Annotated in this window: 11 protein-coding genes; 4 read left to right on the top strand and 7 right to left on the bottom strand. The window is 42.9% G+C overall.

The annotated features are described in order from the left end of the window. The 7 genes from PHF18_RS14005 to carA form a co-directional block, all read right to left on the bottom strand. On the bottom strand, positions 1-184 hold a 184-nt coding region (locus PHF18_RS14005; protein WP_300103956.1), incomplete at its 3' end, for a hypothetical protein. Beyond that, complete coding sequence (locus tag PHF18_RS14010) at positions 166-669, bottom strand: hypothetical protein (RefSeq protein ID WP_300103958.1); 504 nt, start codon at positions 667-669, stop codon at positions 166-168. The genes PHF18_RS14005 and PHF18_RS14010, both read right to left, overlap by 19 nt. A gap of 477 nt (positions 670-1,146) precedes the next feature. Continuing rightward, the gene (locus PHF18_RS14015) at positions 1,147-4,617 is read right to left on the bottom strand and encodes a HEAT repeat domain-containing protein (RefSeq protein WP_300103959.1); all 3,471 of its coding nucleotides are present in this window, start codon (positions 4,615-4,617) and stop codon (positions 1,147-1,149) included. A 445-nt stretch (positions 4,618-5,062) separates the two neighbouring features. Next, on the bottom strand, positions 5,063-8,140 hold the full coding sequence (locus tag PHF18_RS14020) for a HEAT repeat domain-containing protein (protein WP_300103961.1): 3,078 nt from the start codon (positions 8,138-8,140) through the stop codon (positions 5,063-5,065). 379 nt (positions 8,141-8,519) lie between these two features. Continuing rightward, the gene (locus PHF18_RS14025) at positions 8,520-9,707 is read right to left on the bottom strand and encodes an argininosuccinate synthase (protein WP_300103962.1); all 1,188 of its coding nucleotides are present in this window, start codon (positions 9,705-9,707) and stop codon (positions 8,520-8,522) included. Positions 9,708-10,084: 377 nt separating this feature from the next. Further along, the gene (gene carB, locus PHF18_RS14030) at positions 10,085-13,297 is read right to left on the bottom strand and encodes a carbamoyl-phosphate synthase large subunit (RefSeq protein WP_300103963.1); all 3,213 of its coding nucleotides are present in this window, start codon (positions 13,295-13,297) and stop codon (positions 10,085-10,087) included. Next, on the bottom strand, positions 13,297-14,403 hold the full coding sequence (gene carA / locus PHF18_RS14035; RefSeq protein ID WP_300103983.1) for a glutamine-hydrolyzing carbamoyl-phosphate synthase small subunit: 1,107 nt from the start codon (positions 14,401-14,403) through the stop codon (positions 13,297-13,299). Before carA ends, carB begins: the two co-directional genes overlap by 1 nt. 728 nt (positions 14,404-15,131) lie before the next feature. On the opposite strand from carA, the gene PHF18_RS14040 reads away from it, so the two are divergent. The 4 genes from PHF18_RS14040 (at position 15,132) to mtaA (ending at position 19,983) form a co-directional block, all read left to right on the top strand. Further along, positions 15,132-16,646 carry a glycine betaine/L-proline ABC transporter ATP-binding protein gene (locus tag PHF18_RS14040; protein ID WP_300103965.1) on the top strand — a complete coding sequence of 505 codons (1,515 nt, stop codon included), beginning with the start codon at positions 15,132-15,134 and terminating at the stop codon, positions 16,644-16,646. Further along, on the top strand, positions 16,640-17,470 hold the full coding sequence (locus PHF18_RS14045; RefSeq protein WP_300103967.1) for a proline/glycine betaine ABC transporter permease: 831 nt from the start codon (positions 16,640-16,642) through the stop codon (positions 17,468-17,470). The genes PHF18_RS14040 and PHF18_RS14045 overlap by 7 nt, the downstream gene beginning before the upstream one ends. Positions 17,471-17,719: 249 nt before the next feature. Then, positions 17,720-18,640 (top strand): glycine betaine ABC transporter substrate-binding protein, encoded by a 921-nt coding sequence (locus PHF18_RS14050; RefSeq protein ID WP_300103969.1) that lies wholly within the window; start codon positions 17,720-17,722, stop codon positions 18,638-18,640. 308 nt (positions 18,641-18,948) lie between these two features. Continuing rightward, entirely contained in the window at positions 18,949-19,983 is a 1,035-nt protein-coding gene (gene mtaA / locus PHF18_RS14055; protein ID WP_300103971.1) for a methylcobamide:CoM methyltransferase MtaA, read from the top strand. The last annotated feature ends 194 nt before the right edge of the window (positions 19,984-20,177 follow it).

Consider the following 20,177-nt stretch of genomic DNA (forward strand, 5'->3'; position numbering starts at 1 on the left):
CTTTGAGTAAGTTGATTTCGTCTCGAAGCTTTTGGTTCTCTGCTTTGAGGAATTCAAATTCGTCGTTCTGTTTTTCAATGATGGAAAAAAGAATACGAAAAGCTGTGGCATATCTTTTATCCTCAATTTCATCAGGATTGATGTCCAGTGACGCCAGCAATTGTTTTAAAGCTTCGAGTTCCATTTTTTACTCCTAAATATGATAAGGGTAAATGGAATAACTATTATATTTTTCCTGTGATTGAAAATCCATTTAATTTGAAGAGGATACATCTTTTCTACTAAAATATAAGAACAAATGGAAAGATTAGATATTAATATAAAAAGTAATAAATTTTTTTGCTGGTTGAGTGCTTTAAGAAAATCTTCTAATTCTTTTTTGTAACTTACTATGAATTCTATGCCTTGACGACAAACATGGAAGATATTTTTTATTTTATTAATTAAATTTTTCTTACTTTCATCTAGCCGAAGCTGTTCTTTATTCAACTCAGAGTTTTGTTCTGAGTATTGCTCAGATAGCTTTGACACAAAATCCTCATTAAGTTTTTCTAAGTCTTCGCTCTTGCTATCTACACTTCCTTTTAATGTTTTTGTGCTACCTTTAATATTTTCGAGTAGCATCTCGAAATTCTCGCTAGATGATTTTGCTTTTTCGTCATAAGGCATAGAAACATTTCACATGGTCATTATTGAGCATTTATTTTTGATTAATTTGAATAATTGCAAATAGTTTGTGTTAAAATCAACGAACATGATTAACTATTTTGTTCCTTAAATATGTTACTTTTTATTTCTCTTAAAAAAAGATATGAAGGATCAAGTTTTAGAATGTACTAATAGACTTTTTTCTTATTTTTTTCATAAATTCTATACTCGAGCAACTCATGAAAGAAGCTAAATTATTTTGCCTTTTTACATGGTGATGAATAAGAACCCTATAGTAAAATTAGCAGCTAGCGTTCTTCCATGTGAAAAAAATATGTTTTGTTTGCTGGTGCGGGTGTATCAAAAGATTCAGGAATCCAAACTGTATGGGATCTAATGTTGAAGACGGCAAGTTTGCTAAACCCTTCTGATCCTTCAAGTTGATGAAGAGTTGAGTAATAAATAGCAACATTTTGATCGTGAGTCAAATTCTGAAGTTCAAAAAAGGTTATCTTTTATTTTTTTGACTACTGTTGCAGATAAGCTTGAAAGTTTAATTCCTTTATTCCCCTGAATTTTTCCTTTTATCTCTCCTTTTTCATTGTCTGAGAACTTCTTAAGAGGAATTGTTTTTGTAATTTTCACGCCATTCCCGTAAAAATCTGCTCCGAGAGATATTGTAAGATCTGTATGAGATTCAGAAAAGTGGACAATTATATCATCAAGCTTCTTTTCCATTGAATCTATTTTTTGTTCCATGCATAATTTGGGAATCAACGGAATGAGGGTGGATACCATTCCATACTGTTTTGGAATATCTTTTTGTTCCCTAATTTGTTGAATTCTATCGAAAATATGCTGATTTGCAGGTACTCTAGAAACACTTGATTCTAAAGCAAAAATAAGGTTTTCGACATTCCAGGTCATTTCTTCCTGACTACCAATTTCCCATTTCTGAACTTCTCTACTGACAGCGCATGCAATTTCTTGTGCATCAGTACCTTGAGATTCCCGGCACGCAGTCTTTGCTTTTTCCTGGATTTCTTCGAGGAGGGTTTTTAGTTTTCGATTTAGGATAGGAAGCCCTTTTTTTATTGTAACTGTAGCATAAGGTGCTGCATCCTCTGCTTCAGTAAACAGCTCAGCAGCTTTTTCACAGTACTTTCTGTAAAAATTAAGTTTTTCTTTCTTAGCTTCCAGATCCATATTTTTCAGATTCTGTACTTCTTCCAATGCTTGTGCAAGGTTTTTAACAGCTTCGAAGAGTAATTTCTTGTTTTTTGATCCACCAACGGCCTCTTTTGCTTCCGCAAGATATTTTTCAACTTCATCATTTACCTGCCGTTTTTCAGCTTGGATTATCGTATAAAAAGAGTGATAGAAAGGTAGACAAAAGTTGGAAGGGTTGTAAGAGTCAGATTCTTTGGAAGATTTTTCAAAAAATTCTATTGAACGTCCCAGTTCTCTCATATATTCTTCTTCACTTTCAGATTGAGATGCCTTATATATACAAATTTTTCCAAGGTGGTGATTAGCACGTACTCGGTTATCGACGATTTCATCTAAACTCAAGATGCATAAATCCAAAAATGCCTTTTCTTTATCAGGTACATGTTGATATGCAGTTCCTATTGCATTTATTGCCCCACTTCTCACTGCAACATTTGCGTCTAGAACCAATCTGTCTAAATCCTCCCATGCCAATTCTTTCTCAGGTAAATACTGAAAAACACCCCCAAGTGCTTTTACTGCATTACTTCGGGCACGAATATTCTCATCGAATGTCAGTCGATGTAAATCCTCCCATGCCGTTATCTTATCAGGTATTATTTGAAAAATAGTTTCTATAGTCTCTGTTGTTCTCCAAGCTACATAAAAATCTCCGTCTGCAATCAGTTTGACTAAATCTTCCCATGCCTGTTTTTTATCAGGCACATATTGAAATGCAGTCTTCAATGCCAATGCTGTTCCCATTCTCACATAGCTACATTTATCTGAAGTCAATCGATGTAAATCTTCCCATGCTTGATTTTTGTCAGATACATATTGGAGGACCATCCCCATTGATTCTACCACCCTTAGTTTTACCCCATCATTTTCATGAAAAGTTAATTTAACTAAACTTTCCCATGCATATTTTGTATTAGAAACATATTGAAAAGAAGGGGTTCCCATTACCCTTACGGCCTCATATTTTACACCTATATCATCAATATCGTCATTTAAAATCAGTTTTACTAAATCTTCCCATGCTTTGTTTTTATCCGATATATCCTGAAAAGCAGTCACCAATAAGTTTTCCGAATCATCATAAAAACTTATATTTCCACTTGAGCTCAGTAAAACTAACTCATTCCATGCCTGATTTTTATCTGGTATATATTGAAAAGCAGCTATGAAAGCTTTTTTTGCTTTATATTGTACGGTTGGATCCTCATCACAAATCAATAGGAGTAAATCATCCAACGCTTGATTTTTGTCAGAGGTGTATTGAAAAACAAGTCCCAGCGTTTTTGCTACACTATCTCGCACAAAAAAATCTGTATCTGATGTCAGCTTATGTAAATCATCCTCGGCCTGTTTTTTATCAGGAATGTATTGAAAAGCATTCCCTATTGCTCTTGCTGCATCAACTCTCACCCCTGTATTAACTCTCCCCTCTCTATCACTTCTCACCTCTCGATCTCTATCTGAAATCAGCCTATGTAAATCATTCCCTGCCTGTTTTTTATCAGGAATGTATTGAAAAGCATTTCCTATTGCTCTTGCGGTATTAACTCTGACACATCGATCTCTATCTGAAATCAGCCTATGTAAATCATTCCCTGCCTGTTTTTTATCAGGAATATATTGAAAAGCATTTCCTATTGCTCTTGCTGCCCTTTCTCGCACACATGAATACAAACATCTATCTACAAAGTTGTAAATTTGCTGTAAATTCAAAGTCAAATTTTTGCATACAGAATTTAATTTGATTCTTGCGATATGGGATTTTCTTCTTTTTAACTTATTGATATTTGTGATTTCACAGAAAAATCGGCACACAGCCCATTTATTTAATGTCAACCTATGTAAGTCATCTCCAGCCTGTTTTTTATCAGGGATGTATTGAAAAGCAACTCCCAGTGACTCTGCTGCCCCCTCTCGCACATTTTGATATTTATCTATAGACAGTCTGTGTAAATCCTCCCAAGCCTGCTTTTTATCAGGGATGTATTGAAAAGCAACTCCCAGTGAATTTGCTGCATTAACTCTCACCCCGCGATATTTATCTATAGACAGTCTGTGTAAATCCTCCCAAGCCTGCTTTTTATCAGGAATGTATTGAAAAACAACTCCCAGTGAACTTGCTGCATTAACTCTCACCCTGCGATATTTATCTATAGACAGTCTGTGTAAATCCTCCCAAGCCTGATTTTTGTCCGGTGCATATGGAAAAACAATTCCAATTGCCCTTGATTCTTCCCGTAGCCCTTCTCTATCTTTATCTGAAATCAATCTGACTAAATCTTCCCAAGCCTGTTTTTTGTCCGGTATATGCTGGAAAATCGTTCCAAGTGCTTCTTCAAGTCTCCAACGCACATCTCTATCTTTATCTAAAATAAGTCTGTGTAAATCTTCCCATGCATGTTTTTTGCCCGGCACATGTTGAAAAACAGTTTCAATTGCCCCTGCTGCCCCAAATCTCACAGTTTTTTCTTTATCTGAAATCAATCTGACTAAATCTTCCCAAGCCTGTTTTTTGTCCGGTATATATTGGAAAATCTTTCCAAGGGCATCTACAACCCTCCAACGCACATTCCAATCGTTATCTGAAGTCAGTCTGTGTAGATCTTCCCAAGCCTGTTTTTTGTCAGGAATAAATTTAAATCTATGGATTAGATCGGTCACTGCCATTTCACGTTCTTTTGGATCTTCACTATTACACTTCTCATGGATCTCTTTCTGAATCTCTTCCTGATCGACCAAATCTTCACACCATTAATCCTCTAACATTCTCAAATTAATAAATCATTCTTTTTTATTACGCTATCCTATCAATAAGATTACTTTATCCACATACCACTTTCCATCCAACTTTTTCGTCGGCCGTTGAGAGCCCGGGATATAAAACACAATTTCAACCAAACGAACGCCCTCTGCCTACCAAGCAAATCCAAACGATGTGCTCTCCGAACAAACAACAAACAAAACCGAAAAACAGTCCGAAAAGACATATTACAATTTAAAAAAAGAGAAGTCCGTTCCTCTAAAAGGAACAGACAAAATCACAAACTTACTTCTTATCCATAACTTTCCTGTACATCCTCGCCTGGAACCCGTGATACTTCGCAAACCCTTCTGCATCCTTCTGGTTGATGAAGAGTTGAGTAATAAATGGTAACATTTTGATCGTTGAACCAAATTCTGAAGTTCAAAAAAGGTGATCTTTTATTTTTGTGACTAGTGTTGCAGGTAAGCTTGAAAGTTTAATTCCCTCGTTCCCCTGAATTTTTCCTTCTATCTCTCCTTTTTCGTTGTCTGAAAACTTATGGAGAGGAATTGTTTTTGTAACTTTCATGCCATTTCCGTAAAAATCTGCTCCGAGAGATATTGTAAGATCTGTATGAGATTCAGAAAAGTGGACAATTATATCATCAAGCTTCTTTTCCATTGAATCTATTTTTTGTTCCATACATAAATTGGGAATCAGCGGAATGAGAGTAGATACCATTCCATACTGCTTTGGGATGTCTTTCTGTTCCCTAATTTGTTGAATTCTATCGAAAATGTGCTGATTTGCAGGTACTCTAGGAATACTTGATTCTAAAGCAAAAATAAGGTTTTCGACATTCCAGGTCATTTCTTCCTGACTACCAATTTCCCATTTCTGAACTTCTCTACTGACAGTGCATGCAATTTCTTGTGTATCAGTACCTTGAGATTCCCAGCACGCAGTCTTTGCTTTTTCCTGGATTTCTTCGAGGAGGGATTTTAGTTTTCTATCAAGAAGGGGAAGGCCTTTTCTTATTAAATCAGTAGCAAAGGGTGCAGTTTGTTCAGTTTCATTCATTAACTCTGAAGCTTGCTCACAATATTTTCTGTAAATATCAAGTTTTCTTTTCTTGTCTTCCAAGTCCATATTTTGGAACTTGTTTGCTTCTTCTAATGCTTTTGAAAGGTTTTCAACCGCTTCTAAGAGTAATTTTTTATTCTTCGATCCTTTGATTGCATTTTTTGCCTCATCAAGGTACTTTTCAACTTCATATTTTGCCTGCTGTTTTTTGGCGTGGATTATCATATAAAAAGAACGATAGAACGGCAGGCAAAATTCGGAAGGATTGTAAAACAATGCATCGAAATATTCTTTAGGAGATTCTTTAGGAGACTCTTTAGAAGATTCTTCAAAAAATTCGAGTGAACTTTTCAGTTCTCTCATGTATTCTTCTTCGCTTTCAGATTGAGATGCCCTAAATATACAAATTTTTCCAAGGTAGTGGTTAGCACTTACTCGGTTATCGACTATTTCATCTAATGAACTCAAGATGCATAAATCCAAAAATGCCTTTTCTTTATCAGGTACATGTTGATATGCAGTTCCTATTGCATTTATTGCCCCACTTCTCACTGCAACATTTGCGTCTAGAACCAATCTGTCTAAATCCTCCCATGCCAATTCTTTCTCAGGTAAATACTGAAAAACACCCCCAAGTGCTTTTACTGCATTACTTCGGGCACGAATATTCTCATCGAATGTCAGTCTATGTAAATCCTCCCATGCCATTATTTTATCAGGTACTTTTTTAAAAATAGTTATTATAGTCTCTGTTGTTCTCCAAGCTACATAAAAATCTCCGTCTGCAATCAGTTTGACTAAATCTCCCCATGCCTGTTTTTTATCGGGTACATGTTGAAATGCAGTTCTCAGTGCCAGCGTTGTCCCGTTTCTCACATAGCTATTTTCATCTAAGGTCAATCGATGTAAATCTTCCCATGCTTGTTTTTTGTCGGACACGTATTGGAAGACCATTCCCATTGATTTTGCTGCCCTCAGCTTTAGCCCATCATCTTTATGCGAAGATAATTTAACTAAACTTTCCCATGCATATTTTGTATCAGAAACATATTGAAATGAAGGGGAACCCATTGCCTTTACTGCCTCATATTGTGCAGTTATATCATCATTTGAAGCAAGTTTTAATAAATCCTCCCACGCCTTGTTTTTATCCGGTACACACTGAAAGGGGGTTACCAATGTATTTTCAGAATCTCCATATACACTTCTATTTTCACTTGAAATCAGTTTAATTAACTCATCCCATGCTTGATTTATATCCGGAGTATATTGAAAAGCGGTTATAAATGATTTTGATGCCCTATGTCGTACAACAAAATTTTCATCGTAAATCAATCTGAGTAAATCATCCCAAGCTTGGTTTTTATCAGGAATATATTGAAAAGCAACTCCTAGTGAACTTGCAGCATCAATTTTAACCCTTGGGTTTTCATCTAAAGTCAACCTATGTAAATCTTCCCAAGCTTGTATTTTATTAGGTAAGTAACAAAAAGCAGTTCCCATCGAAAATGTTATCTGTTCCCTTACATCATCTCTTCTTTCTAAAGTCAATCTATGTAAATCTTCCCACGCTTGGTTTTTATCAGGGAAGTATTGAAACGCAATCCCCAGTGCTTTTGCGGCATTAACTCGCACCTTTTCATCTTTATCTGCTGTCAGTCTGTGTAAATCTTTCCACGCTTGGTTTTTATCAGGGAAGTATTGAAACGCAATCCTCAGTGCTTTTGCTGTTCCCTCTCGAACATAGTGATTTTTATCTGATGCCAGTATGTGTAAATCTTCCCATGCCTGATCTTTATCATTTATATATTGAAACGCAGTCCCCAGTGCTTCTGCGACATTAACTCGCACCTTTTCATCTTTATCTGCTGTCAGTCTGTGTAAATCTTTCCACGCTTGGTTTTTATCAGGGAAGTATTGAAACGCAATCCCCAGTGCTTTTGCTGTTCCCTCTCGAACATGGCAATCTTTATCTAATGCCAGTCTGTGTAAATCTTCCCAAGCCTGAACCTTATCATATATATATTGAAATGCAGTCCCCAGTGCTTCTGCTGCTCCCTCTCGAACATGGCAATCTTTATCTGCTGTCAGTCTGTGTAAATCTTCCCAAGCTTGAACCTTATCATGTGTACATTGAAATGCAGTTCCCAGTGCTTTTGCTGCTTCCTTTCGTACTTCGTTTTCTTTGTATATTTCCGAAAAGCCAGTAAAATCAATCGACTGTTGCTTACATCTATATATAAAACCTCTTGAATTCAGAGACCTTATGAAATCATCTAAAGTCAGCTTTACTAAATCTTCCCACGCCTGTTTTTTGTTTGGAAGATTTCTTAAGTTACTCAGTTGATCAGCTGCTTCTAAACGTTCAGATGGATCGCTACTTTGACATTTTCTATGAATCTCTTCCTGACACTCATAAGCTGCTTTCGTATACACCAATTACTTACACCACTAACCCCCTAACACTCCCAAATTTAAAATCATTTCTACCTGCTTTTTTGTCCTTTAAGTGGTCTTACTTATCCAGTAGAAATAGTTATCATTTCAATTAGGCGATTTATAGTGATTCTTTTTCCATGGTGTGTCTACTATCTGTTTTTTCCTTTTCATTTCAGTCACGGAGAAGCCTGTGCTGTGCACAGTGACAATAACCGTTTGAGACACCTATTACGGTAACCCAGAAAAGATCTAAACAATCAGCCGCTTCGCTACCCTGAAAACAAAAACAACTCGAAAAAAGCCAAAAAAATAAGTAAAAAAGAGAAAAGTCCTGCCCCTCCTCTTTAACCAAAGGGCAGGCAAAAAATTAACAAACTTACTTCTTATCCATAACTTTCCTGTACATCCTCGCCTGGAACCCGTGATACTTCGCAAACCCTTCAGCATCCTGCTGGTTAATGGTCTGGCTGTCAAATGAAACGAGATCCTCAGAATAAAGCGCATTTGGCGAACTGCGGGCAAGGATAGTAAGTGCGCCTTTGTAGAGCTTCACTTTCACTGTGCCTGTGACCCTTTCCTGGGACTTGTCGATAAAGGCGTTGAGGTCAGCAAAGAGAGGATCGTCCACAAGGCCGCCGTATGCCATTTCGGACCACTGTTCTTCAACGGTCTTCTTGAACTTCAGTTCCCCGCGGGTGAGAACGAGTTTTTCGAGGTCGGCATGGGCTGCGAGGAGGACGGTTGCAGCCGGGTGCTCGTAGTTCTCGCGGGCTTTTAAGCCAAGCACACGGTCCTCGATCATATCTGTCCTGCCGACTCCGTGGGCGCCTGCAATCTCGTTCAGGGATTTGATGAGGGGGTAGCCGTCCATCAGCTCGTTGTTTAATGAGACCGGGACACCGGCTTTAAACCCGATATCAAGGACGATGGGCTCGTCAGGAGCTTTTTCCGGGGACTTTGTCCACTCGTAGATCTCTTCCGGCGGGACGAAAGAGGGGTCTTCAAGCCTGCCGCCTTCGATGCTGCGGCTCCAGATGTTTTCGTCAACACTCCAGGGTTTGGACTTTGTGGCTTCGACAGGGATTCCGTGCTCTTTTGCGTAGTTGATTTCCCATTCGCGGGTCAGGTTCATTTCACGCATCGGGGCGATAACGTCCATATCGGTCTGGCGGAAGACGGCTTCGAAGCGGAGCTGGTCATTGCCTTTTCCGGTACAGCCGTGGGCAAGGGCAACTGCGCCTTCTTTTATGGCTGCTTCGACCACTTTTTTGGCAATCAGCGGGCGGGCGACGGATGTGCCCATAACATAGCCTTCGTAGTTTCCGTTGGCTTTGATCAGGGGGAAGATGTAATCTCTTACGAACTCTTCCTTTGCATCGATCGTGTAGTGCTTGTTGCTGATCTTCTGGGCTTTTGCGTCAGCTTTCCTGATATCTTCTTCGGGCTGGCCGACGTCAACAGCAATTGTGATTACTTCATCGTACCCGTACTTTTCCTTGAGGATGGGGATGCACACCGAGGTGTCAAGCCCACCGGAATATGCAAGTGCAACTTTCTTTACCATGCTTTTACTACCCCTTATTTGGCGGATTTGTGATAAGAACAATAATAATTAACGTGTTAATGGTTTAACGTGTCAATGGATTAACGTGTCAATGGATTAACGTGTCAATGGATTAACATGTCAATGGATTAACGTGTCAATGGATTAATAAGTTTAATAAGTTTTATAAATTTAATAATTTTGGTAGCAATATGCCAAGTCCTGATAAATTTGACAGCTAACGGGCTGGCAAGTTTAAAAACTGATTATCGTTTGCCGGAGGATGGAAAGCCACCCTGCCGGCTCTGATTCTCATTCAATTATTCCGTTTCCGCTGGCACAGCAGTTTTTTAAAGCAGTACTTTTCAGAGATCCTGCTGCCGGTCTTTTTCTTTACTTTACTGCTCCATCTCTTTATGGTACTCGTTGATGGATTTGATCGTTAGCGCTTCCCCTTTCTTCATGGTCTCGATCGCATCGGCTGCAGCAACAGCTGCCTGGATGGTGGTGATATAGGGGACCTTGAAGTCAACAGCTGCCCGCCTGATCCTGTAGCCGTCCTTCCTGGACTGCTTGCTTGTGGGGGTGTTAATTATGAGGTCAACCTCGTCCCTGCGCATCATATCGATAACATTCGGGCTTCCGTCGTGCACCTTTTTTACAGTGTCCATGAAGACCCCGTGCTGTGCAAGGTAGTTTACAGTACCGCGTGTGCCCATGAGTTCAAGGCCTGCTGCCTGCAGTTTCCTTGCAACTTCCACAAGTTCGGGTTTGTCTGCTTCCCGAATAGAGAGGAAGACTTTCCCGGTTAGGGGCAGGAGATTATCAGCTGCAAGCTCTGCCTTATAGTATGCCCTTCCGAAATCATAGTCAATGCCCATGACTTCTCCCGTGCTCTTCATTTCGGGTCCGAGGACAGGGTCTGCTCCTGGTAGTTTGTCAAAGGGAAGGAGGACTTCTTTGATCGAGACGTGTTTCGGCTTTGGCTCGTCCGTGTAGCCCAGGCTCTTTAAGCTGTGCCCGACAATCACTTTGGCTGCAATCTTTGCAAGAGGGAGGCCGACCGCTTTTGAGACGAAAGGAATTGTCCTGCTTGAACGCGGGTTTGCTTCAAGCACAAAGACCTTCCCGCCCTTCTCTGCCATCTGGATATTAATCAGGCCCTTGACCCTAAGGCCCAGAGCAATCTTTCGGGTGTAATCCCTTACCTGGTCAAGCACATCCGGGGAGAGAGACTGGGGCGGGATTACACAGGCTGAGTCTCCGGAGTGGACCCCGGCTTCCTCAATGTGCTCCATGATTGCCCCGATAAGTACATCTTTCTGGTCGCAGACCGCATCCACATCGATTTCGCAGGCTGCTTCAAGGAAGTCGTCGATAAGGATGGGGTGTTCCGGCGAGACCCTGACTGCCTCTTTCATGTAGCGTTCGAGGTCGATTTCGTCATAAACAATTTCCATTGCCCTGCCGCCGAGCACGTAAGAGGGGCGCACAAGTACCGGGAAACCTATCCTTTTTGCAACCTCGATTGCTTCCTGATGGGAAGTCGCATATCCACCTTCGGGTTGGGAGATGCCGAGTTTCTGCATAAGGAGGTAGAACTTTTCCCTGTCTTCGGCAAGGTCCATGTCGTCGGGGTCAGTGCCCATGATCATGGTATTAAGGTCTGTCCTGCGCTTTAACTCCTTTTTCAGGGGGATTGCAAGGTTCACCGAGGTCTGCCCTCCGAACTGCACAAGGACACCGTCAGGCCTCTCACGTTCGATTACGTTCATTACGTATTCCATTGTGAGGGGTTCAAAAAAGAGCTTGTCCGAGGTGTCAAAGTCCGTTGACACGGTTTCAGGGTTATTGTTAATGATATGGGTCTCTATGCCCTCTTCCCTGAGTGCGATTACTGCATGGACGGTACAGTAGTCGAACTCTATTCCCTGCCCGATCCTGATTGGTCCTGCCCCGAGGATGAGGATTTTCTTCCTGTCAGTGGGGGTTGTCTCACAGGTGTCTTCGTAAGTGGAATAGTAGTAAGGAGTTGCTGCCTGGAACTCGGCTGCACAGGTGTCCACCATTTTGAAGGTAGCGAGAATTCCGTATGCATGCCTGAGGTCGCTTATTTCCTGCCTGGTCTTTCCGGTCAGCTCTGCAAGGCGACTGTCAGGGAAACCCATCTTTTTTACTTCGCGCAGGAATTCAGGATTTAGTTCTTCTACGCGGATGCGCTTTTCCATATCCACGATATTCTTCATCTTTGAGATAAAGAAGGGGTTGATGCTCGAAAGTTCGGCAATTTCCTTTATCGACATTCCCCTCTCAAGCGCGTGGAAGATCACAAAAAGGCGTTCGCTTGTTGGGGTCTTGAGGAGAGTTTTGATTTCTGGTTCTTCCCAGCGTTTTATTCCCAGCTGAGAGTCGATATCAAGAGATTTGAAAGCCTTCAGGAGGGACTCTTCAATTGTCCTGCCTATTGCCATGATTTCTCCCGTACTTTTCATGGCTGTGGTCAGGGTCTTGTCTGCGGTGGTAAACTTGTCAAAAGGCCACCTGGGAATCTTTGTGATCACGTAGTCCAGAGCCGGCTCAAAAGAGGCAGGAGTGCTCATGGTAACGTTGTTTATGATCTCATCAAGTGTCATTCCGATTGCAATCTTTGCGGTAACACGTGCAATCGGGTAGCCTGTGGCTTTGGACGCAAGGGCGGAAGACCGGGAGACCCTTGGGTTTACCTCGACGATTCTGTAGTCGCCTTCCTTTAAGGCATACTGGATATTGCACCCTCCTTCGATCTTGAGGGCACGTATGATCTTAATAGAGGCACTTCTGAGCATCTGGTGCTCTGCATCGGTCATGGTCTGTGAAGGGGCAACAACTGCCGATTCTCCGGTATGCACGCCCATGGGATCGATGTTTTCCATGTTACAGATCACGATGCAGGTATCGTTTGCATCCCTCATGACCTCATACTCAACCTCTGCCCAGCCGAGCACGCTTTCTTCAATAAGCACCTGATTGATGCGGCTGCGCCTGAGCCCGCGTTCCGTAATCTCAAGGAGCTCTTCTTTTGTGCGGGCAATTCCGCCGCCAGCCCCGCCAAGGGTGTAAGCCGGGCGGACGATCAGGGGTAAACCGAGTTCTCCGACAACCTCTTCGGCTTCTTTTAAGGAATGGACTGCACGGCTTAAAGGAACTTTTTCCCCGATCCTCAACATGGTTTCCTTGAAGAGTTCCCTATCTTCCGTGTTTTTGATAGCGTCAACAGGAGTTCCCAGGATCTGAACCCCGTATTTTTCAAAGACGCCCATTTCTGCAAGTTCACTGGTAATATTAAGGCCTGTCTGTCCGCCAATGCCTGCAATGATCCCGTCCGGGCGCTCTTTTTCAATGATTTTTTCTACAATTCTGGCATCAAGGGGCTCGATATAGACCGAATCAGCCATTTCGGGGTCGGTCATAATGGTTGCAGGGTTTGAGTTTACAAGCACAACCTGCACGCCTTCTTCTTTTAAGGACCTGCACGCCTGGCTTCCTGAGAAGTCGAACTCTGCAGCCTGTCCGATTGTGATCGGCCCTGAGCCTATAAGCAAAACTTTCTTTATGTCCTCACGTTTTGGCATCAGCAATCCCCTCCGAGGACCTTTACGACCTTGCCGAAGAATGTCTCCTCGGTATCCATGGGCCCTGCCTGGGCTTCAGGGTGGAATTGCACACTGAAAATGTCCAGGTCTTTGTGGGAGACCCCTTCAACGGTTTTGTCGTTTGCATTCAGGTACTTCACGTAGAGCCCTGTCCCTTCAAGGGAATCCGCATCCACAGCATACCCATGGTTCTGGGAGCTTATGAAAATCTTGTTTTCAATAAGGTCCTTTACTGGCTGGTTTCCTCCCCTGTGCCCGAACTTAAGCTTGTAAGTCCTGGCTCCCATTGCAAGGGAAATTATCTGGTGCCCGAAACAGATCCCTGCGACCGGAATTGTGCCTGCAAAAGCTTTTACAGCATTTATCGCGTCGGTTGCTTTTTCCGGGTCTCCGGGCCCGTTTGAAACAAAAAGAAGGTCAGGTTCGTACCCTGCAATTTCCTTTGGCTTTGTGGTTGCAGGGACGAGGGTAAGGTCAATTCCCCTTTTATGCAGGTTGTTTATGATGTTCCTTTTTATCCCAAGGTCAACTACAACTGCATGTTTGGGTTTGCCACTACCCTTCCAGGCACCGGCTGCTCCGGGGATAAAGCGGGGTTCCTTACATGTTACAAGTGCGATAAGTTCTTCATCCGTTATCTGTGGAAAATTCCTTGCCACATCCACGGCTTCTTCCCCATCGTCACTGCCAGTGATCAGGGCTGCACGCATTGTCCCGCGCTCCCTTGCTCCTATGGTGAGCATACGGGTGTCAACGCCTTCTATCCCTGGTTTTCCTTCATCCTCTAAAAATTTGTGGATAGAACGGGTGGATTTGTAGTGATAGGGTTTTTTGCAGGCTTCCCGGACAACAAGCCCTTCAGCATGGATGTTGTCGGACTGGAAACGCTCTCCACTGACACCATAGTTTCCTATAAGAGGGTAGGTGAACATTAAAATCTGACCCTTGTAGGAAGGGTCAGTCATAGCCTCCTCATATCCCGTAAATTGAGTCGTAAAAACAAGTTCGCCGCAAGCTGTGCCTTCGGCACCAAAACCGGTGCCCTTAATAATTGTTCCGTCTGCTAATCCTAGTACTGCTTTCATCATCTGAACCTGCGAGTAAATGACATAAGACATGTATAAGTGTTGCGATGATTTTCCCGATTACCTTATTTTTCTATTTTGTTCAGTCTGTTTATATATAAATATTTCAATTTATCAAAATATTTCAATTAAATCTTTTCTTTCGAGAATCTTTCTTTCAAACTACATCAAAATATTTCCCCGTAAACCCGGTGCTTATCAATAACAGAAACAGAATCTTAACACATTATAAACATATTAAGAATAATTTTGATACATCAATGAAATGCCAATAAGTTGCTAAAAGGTTGCCAAAATTTGCTAATGTGTCTTCAAAAAAATAATTATATATTCATTAAAATAAAATTATACCACGAAACCAGAATATGCTGAATTCATGGCAAATTTCACACGTTTTGATCCCGAGTTTATATATTATTTATGCTAGTTTTATTCTTTCAAATGTTTGTTATATATAAATGTTCCGCAAAAATATAATATATGAGGGGTACAGATTTAGAGGTAAGAAAAATAAGCGGTTTAAGCTGAAAAAATTAGGGAGTTCTCTTAAATCTATATTGTATTTATATTACATATATATTTTTTGACTGTATAAATTTAGTTATACAGGCGGCAAATTAATTTTAATAAATTTTAGTTTTTATTTCCCGAGTTTTTTGTGGTAATTGTCTACCTTTTGTAAGAACTGTCGATAATTTTTGGAAAAATTCGGTCAAATCGGTATTATTATGAACAAAAATATAAAACTAGAAGTACGAAACATTACCAAAGTTTTTGGTAAGCATCCCCAAAAAGGAATTTCCCTTCTAAATGAAGGCTTATCCAAAAGTGAAATTTTTGAAAAGACAAAACAGACCATAGGGCTCGACAATGTTAACTTTGAGGTCTATGATGGAGAGATTTTCGTAATAATGGGGCTTTCAGGTTCTGGGAAATCCACTCTTCTGCGCTGCTTGAACCGCCTTATCGAACCAACGAAAGGAGAGATCCTGATCGATGGGCAGAACATTACTGATATGAACCCTGAGGAACTGAGAAATACCCGCAGGAACAAGCTTGGAATGGTTTTTCAGAATTTTGCCCTGCTGCCTCACAGATCTGTCCTGGATAATGTGGCTTACGGACTTGAGATTCAGGGAATTCCTAAAGAAGAACGCTACTTAAAGGCACTTGAAGCCATAGAAACCGTAGGGCTCAAAGGCCAGGAAAATAGCAGGATAACACAGCTCAGCGGAGGCATGAAGCAGAGGGTAGGACTTGCAAGGGCGCTTGCCAATGACCCTGACATCCTGCTTATGGACGAGGCTTTCAGTGCCCTTGATCCCCTTATCAGGAGCGATATGCAGGATGAGCTGCTTTCCCTTGAGGACAGAGTGCAAAAGACAATTATTTTTGTCTCCCACGACCTGGACGAAGCCCTGAAAATCGGGGACCGCATAGCACTCATGAAAGACGGGGAAATTGTCCAGATAGGGACCCCTGAAGAGATCCTGACCGAACCTGCAGATTCCTATGTTTCGAGGTTCGTTGCAGGGGTCGACAGGTCTAAAATCCTCACCGCTGAATCGGTTATGAAACGGCCGGACCCTATCATATCCATCAATTCCGGGCCCAGGGTTGCCATTCAGTTGATGAAAGACCATGGAATCTCCTCGATTTATGTGGTTGAGGGGAAGAACAGGCGCCTGAAAGGGATAGTTATGATAGGGGATGTCCTTGAAGCCCTGAAAAAAGGAAAGAGCCTTGAATCAGTAATGATTCCGGATACCCCCCGTGTAGCTCCGGATATGCCTCTTAAAGAGGTAATCCCTCTGATTGCAGACAGCCAGTACCCTCTTGCAGTAGTCAATGATTCCGGAAAGTTACTCGGGATTATAGTCCGGGCCAGTGTGCTTGGTGCCCTTGCAATTTCCGGAGAGATCGAGCAGGACGAGGTTCCCGAAGAAAAAGCTTCAGAAGAAAGTGCCTCAGGAGATAAAATTCCTGAAGAGAAGCCTCCTGAAGAGAAAACTCCTGAAGAGAAAACTCCTGAAGAGAAGCCTCCTGAAAAAACAGTTTCCATCGGTAAAAATGAAGGCGAAGATGGGCAGCCACCCGAAGGCTCAGGCGGCTCTGGCAATATAATTAACAACGGAATTGACAGCGGACCTGTGCCTGCAGAAGCAGGAGCAAATAACGGAGCGCCTGCCAAAGCCCCTGACAGGTCTGATACCATGCCGGGCTCTGAGGTGAAAACATGCTGATTCCCCGGCTCCCCATCGGAGACACGGTCGAGTTTGCTGTGGACTGGGTCGAAGGCAATTTCGGCATATTTCTGGACTTTATAAGCGATCAGCTTGATTTCCTGATCACGGGTTTAAAAGATGTGCTTCTTTTCCTGCCTCCGGAACTCTTCATCCTCGTAATTTCCCTGCTTGCCTACTTTGCGGGGAAGCGCAATATCAAGCTTGCAGTCGGGACTGCATTCGGTTTTTTCCTTATCCAGAATATGGGGCTCTGGGTGCTCTCGATAGAGACACTCGCCCTCGTGCTCTCCTCTGCCCTGCTTACCCTGGTTATAGGAATTCCCGTAGGGATCCTCTGTGCAAAAAACGAAATGCTTTACCATATTGTAAAGCCCCTGCTTGATCTCATGCAGACCATGCCGTCTTTTGTGTACCTGATCCCTGCCCTGATCTTTTTCGGGCTCGGAAACGTCCCGGGCATGATCGCAACGGTTGTCTTTGCCATGCCCCCCGCAATCAGGCTTACCAACCTGGGGATCAGACAGGTCCCAAAAGAGCTAAAAGAGGTCGCAGACGCCTTTGGCTCCACGGGCTGGCAGAAGCTTGCAAAGGTGGAACTGCCTGTGGCTCTCCCTACCATAATGGCCGGGGTCAACCAGTGCATTATGCTCTCCCTTTCAATGGTCGTCATTGCAGCAATGATTGGAGCCAGAGGGCTCGGGTACCAGGTCCTTTTCGGGATCCAGCGGGTGGACATCAGTATGGGCTTCGAAGCAGGGCTCGCTATTGTCATAATAGCTGTTGTCCTGGACAGGATTACCCAGAACCTCAGCCCCAGGTAAAAAATTCCTAAAAACATTCCACTCCTGATGCCTTTGAAACAGGCACACAGGATTCAGAATTTCACTTTAACAGGGACGCCTCCTACCAGACAGCACCATACAGTGTAAAACAGTATCTGGAAGAGGTGTATCACTCACTTCAATCCCCTGAATATTCTCAAAATAAGAATAAGACTGGACATCAGAAGTCCGGAAATCAGAAGTTAAAAACCAAAATAGAAATAAATTCAAAAATAGGTTGTAGATATTTTGACCAGTATAAAATTAAACCCTGAAGGAAAAAAGATCGGATCGATTCTTACAATCGTTCTGATCATAGGGCTTACCCTCTTTGCGGCAGGCTGTGCAGAACAAGGAGATGAAGCTGTAGAAGGAGCAGAAGGAGCAGAGTTAAGCGAGCCTGTGAAAATAGGATATGTCTTATGGGACGGTGAGATTGCAAGTACCAATGTGATGCAGCAGGTGCTCGAACAGGCAGGGTATGAAGACGTTGAAATCATTGCAGTTGATGTAGGTCCCCTTTATCAGGGGCTCGCTGACGAGCAGTTTGATTTCACCACATCTGCCTGGCTTCCCTATACCCACCAGACCTACTGGGAAACTTACGGAGACCGGCTCGACTCTGTCCATACAAACCTCGAAGACTGCAGGATAGGGCTTGTTGTGCCTTCCTATGTAACTATCAACTCCATTGAAGAGCTCAACTCTGAAAAGGATAAATTTGACGGGAAGATAATCGGCATTGACCCCGGAGCAGGCATCATGCAGGTATCCGAAAACGCAATTTCCGAGTATGGCCTTGATATGGAGCTTGTCTCAGGCAGCAGTGCTGCGATGACCGCTTCCTTGAAAAAAGCCATTGACTCCGAAGAATGGGTAGTTGTGACCCTCTGGTCTCCCCACTGGTCTTTTAACCGCTGGGACCTCAAGTACCTTGATGACCCTAAAGGCGTTTACGGCGAGGCTGACCACGTTGAAACCCTGGCGAGGCTCGGGCTCGAAGAAGAAAAGCCCAATCTCTATGGCATCCTTACTCGCTTCCAGTGGACCCATGACGATATCCAGGCAGTAATGGTGGACATTGAAAGCGGAATGGCACCTGAAGAAGCCGCAGCAAATTGGGTAAAGAGTAACCCTGAAAAAGTCAATGAATGGATCGGAGAGAAGTAAATTTCTCTTCCATTTTCCATTTATTTTTTTTCGCCTAATTTTTTATTTTCACTGTCTGTCTTTTCTTTCTATCTTCATTTTCTTTCTATCTTCATTTTCTTTTATTTTCATCCTTTTCCAGGGCGGTTTGTTCGAATAGCTACAGGTCACAGCCGCCGTACAGTAGCAGTATAATATGGTATAGTAGCAGTATAGTATCATTGCACAGTATCATTGCACAGTATCATTGCACAGTATTATTACAGTAGAATAGCAGTACAGTTAATAGCTTCAGAAAAAGCAAAAGACACTAATCCGGGGTCACTTTTATGGAAAAACCGAACTTCAGGACAGAGATGCTCAGAACCCTCGAAGGCAAAACTCCCTCTCAGATACCGGTTGGCACCTTCACAACCGCGCCTGTACTCGAGCTTATGGACGTGAGCGGGGCGGCCAGGCCCGAGGCTGACAGTCAGCCTGAAAAGATGGCAGTACTTGCCTTTTCACAGTACGTAAATGCTTCTTTTGAAACCCTGAGGTACCCTTTTGATATGGTTGTGCTCGCAGAAGCCCTGGGCTGCACAATTGACCCCGGCACGAAAGCGAAGCTCCCTGCTGTGCTTAAGGGTTCTATGGAAATCTCTCCTACAGTTCCGGAATTGCCTGAAGATCTCCTGGAAAGGGGCAGGATCCCTGCTGTCCTGAAAGCTACTGAAATCCTCAGGGAAAAAGCCGGCTCAAACCTTCCCCTCATTGTGGGCATGGAAGGCCCTGCCGATCTTGCAGCCTCTCTTTGTGGGACTACCCGTTTCCTGAAATGGACTATAAATAAGCCTCATATTGTGAAAAGGCTTGTCGAACTCTGCACAGATGCCTGCATTGTGTACGGCAGGGAATGCCTGAAAAGAGGAGCGGATGTGGTAGTCATCGCAGATGCCGTCTCCTCCCCGGTCATGATTTCCCCGGATGCTTTCAGAGACTTGATAAAACCGGGCATGAGCAGGATCCCGAAAGCTCTCGGGAGAGGAAAAAGTGTGCTTCACATCTGCGGAGCTGCAGATCCCATAATTGCAGACATGGCAGAGTGCGGGTTTGACGGGCTCAGCCTTGAGGAAGGCATAAAGGACCTGAAAAGCGCCGTGCATACAGCCCATGAATCCGGCGTTGTGGTAATTGGCAGCGTTTCAACGTCTCGGACCCTATTTGCCGGAAAGCCAGAAGATGTAAAGCGAGAAGCTTTTGAGTGCCTGGGAAGCGGGGTGGATGTCCTTGCTCCGGGCTGCGGGATTGCCCCGGAAACCCCACTTCGGAACCTGAAGGCTCTGGTGGAAGCAAGAAATGAGTTTTGCGGGAGAAATCGATGAGTTCAATCATTCGGATGTCTCTTTAAGTCACTAAGTCACTAAGTCATTCTAATATATTTCCCCGGTTATCTGGATGCCCTTTTTAGTCATCTCAATATATTGAATTGGTTATTCAGATGCACATTTTAGGTATCCAGGTATACTTTCCAGAAAAAGCCGCCGGCTTCGAGGATGATGAGGGTGGAAATGCCCGA

The organism is Methanosarcina sp., assembly GCF_028693135.1.
Lineage (GTDB): Archaea > Halobacteriota > Methanosarcinia > Methanosarcinales > Methanosarcinaceae > Methanosarcina.

Coding starts and splice junctions, on each gene's coding strand:
- PHF18_RS14025 (WP_300103962.1), bottom strand. CDS start 9,707: ATGGTAAAGAAAGTTGCACTTGCATATTCCGGTGGGCTTGACACCTCG.
- mtaA (WP_300103971.1), top strand. CDS start 18,949: ATGGAAAAACCGAACTTCAGGACAGAGATGCTCAGAACCCTCGAAGGC.
- PHF18_RS14040 (WP_300103965.1), top strand. CDS start 15,132: ATGAACAAAAATATAAAACTAGAAGTACGAAACATTACCAAAGTTTTT.
- PHF18_RS14045 (WP_300103967.1), top strand. CDS start 16,640: ATGCTGATTCCCCGGCTCCCCATCGGAGACACGGTCGAGTTTGCTGTG.
- PHF18_RS14010 (WP_300103958.1), bottom strand. CDS start 669: ATGCCTTATGACGAAAAAGCAAAATCATCTAGCGAGAATTTCGAGATG.
- carA (WP_300103983.1), bottom strand. CDS start 14,403: ATGAAAGCAGTACTAGGATTAGCAGACGGAACAATTATTAAGGGCACC.
- carB (WP_300103963.1), bottom strand. CDS start 13,297: ATGCCAAAACGTGAGGACATAAAGAAAGTTTTGCTTATAGGCTCAGGG.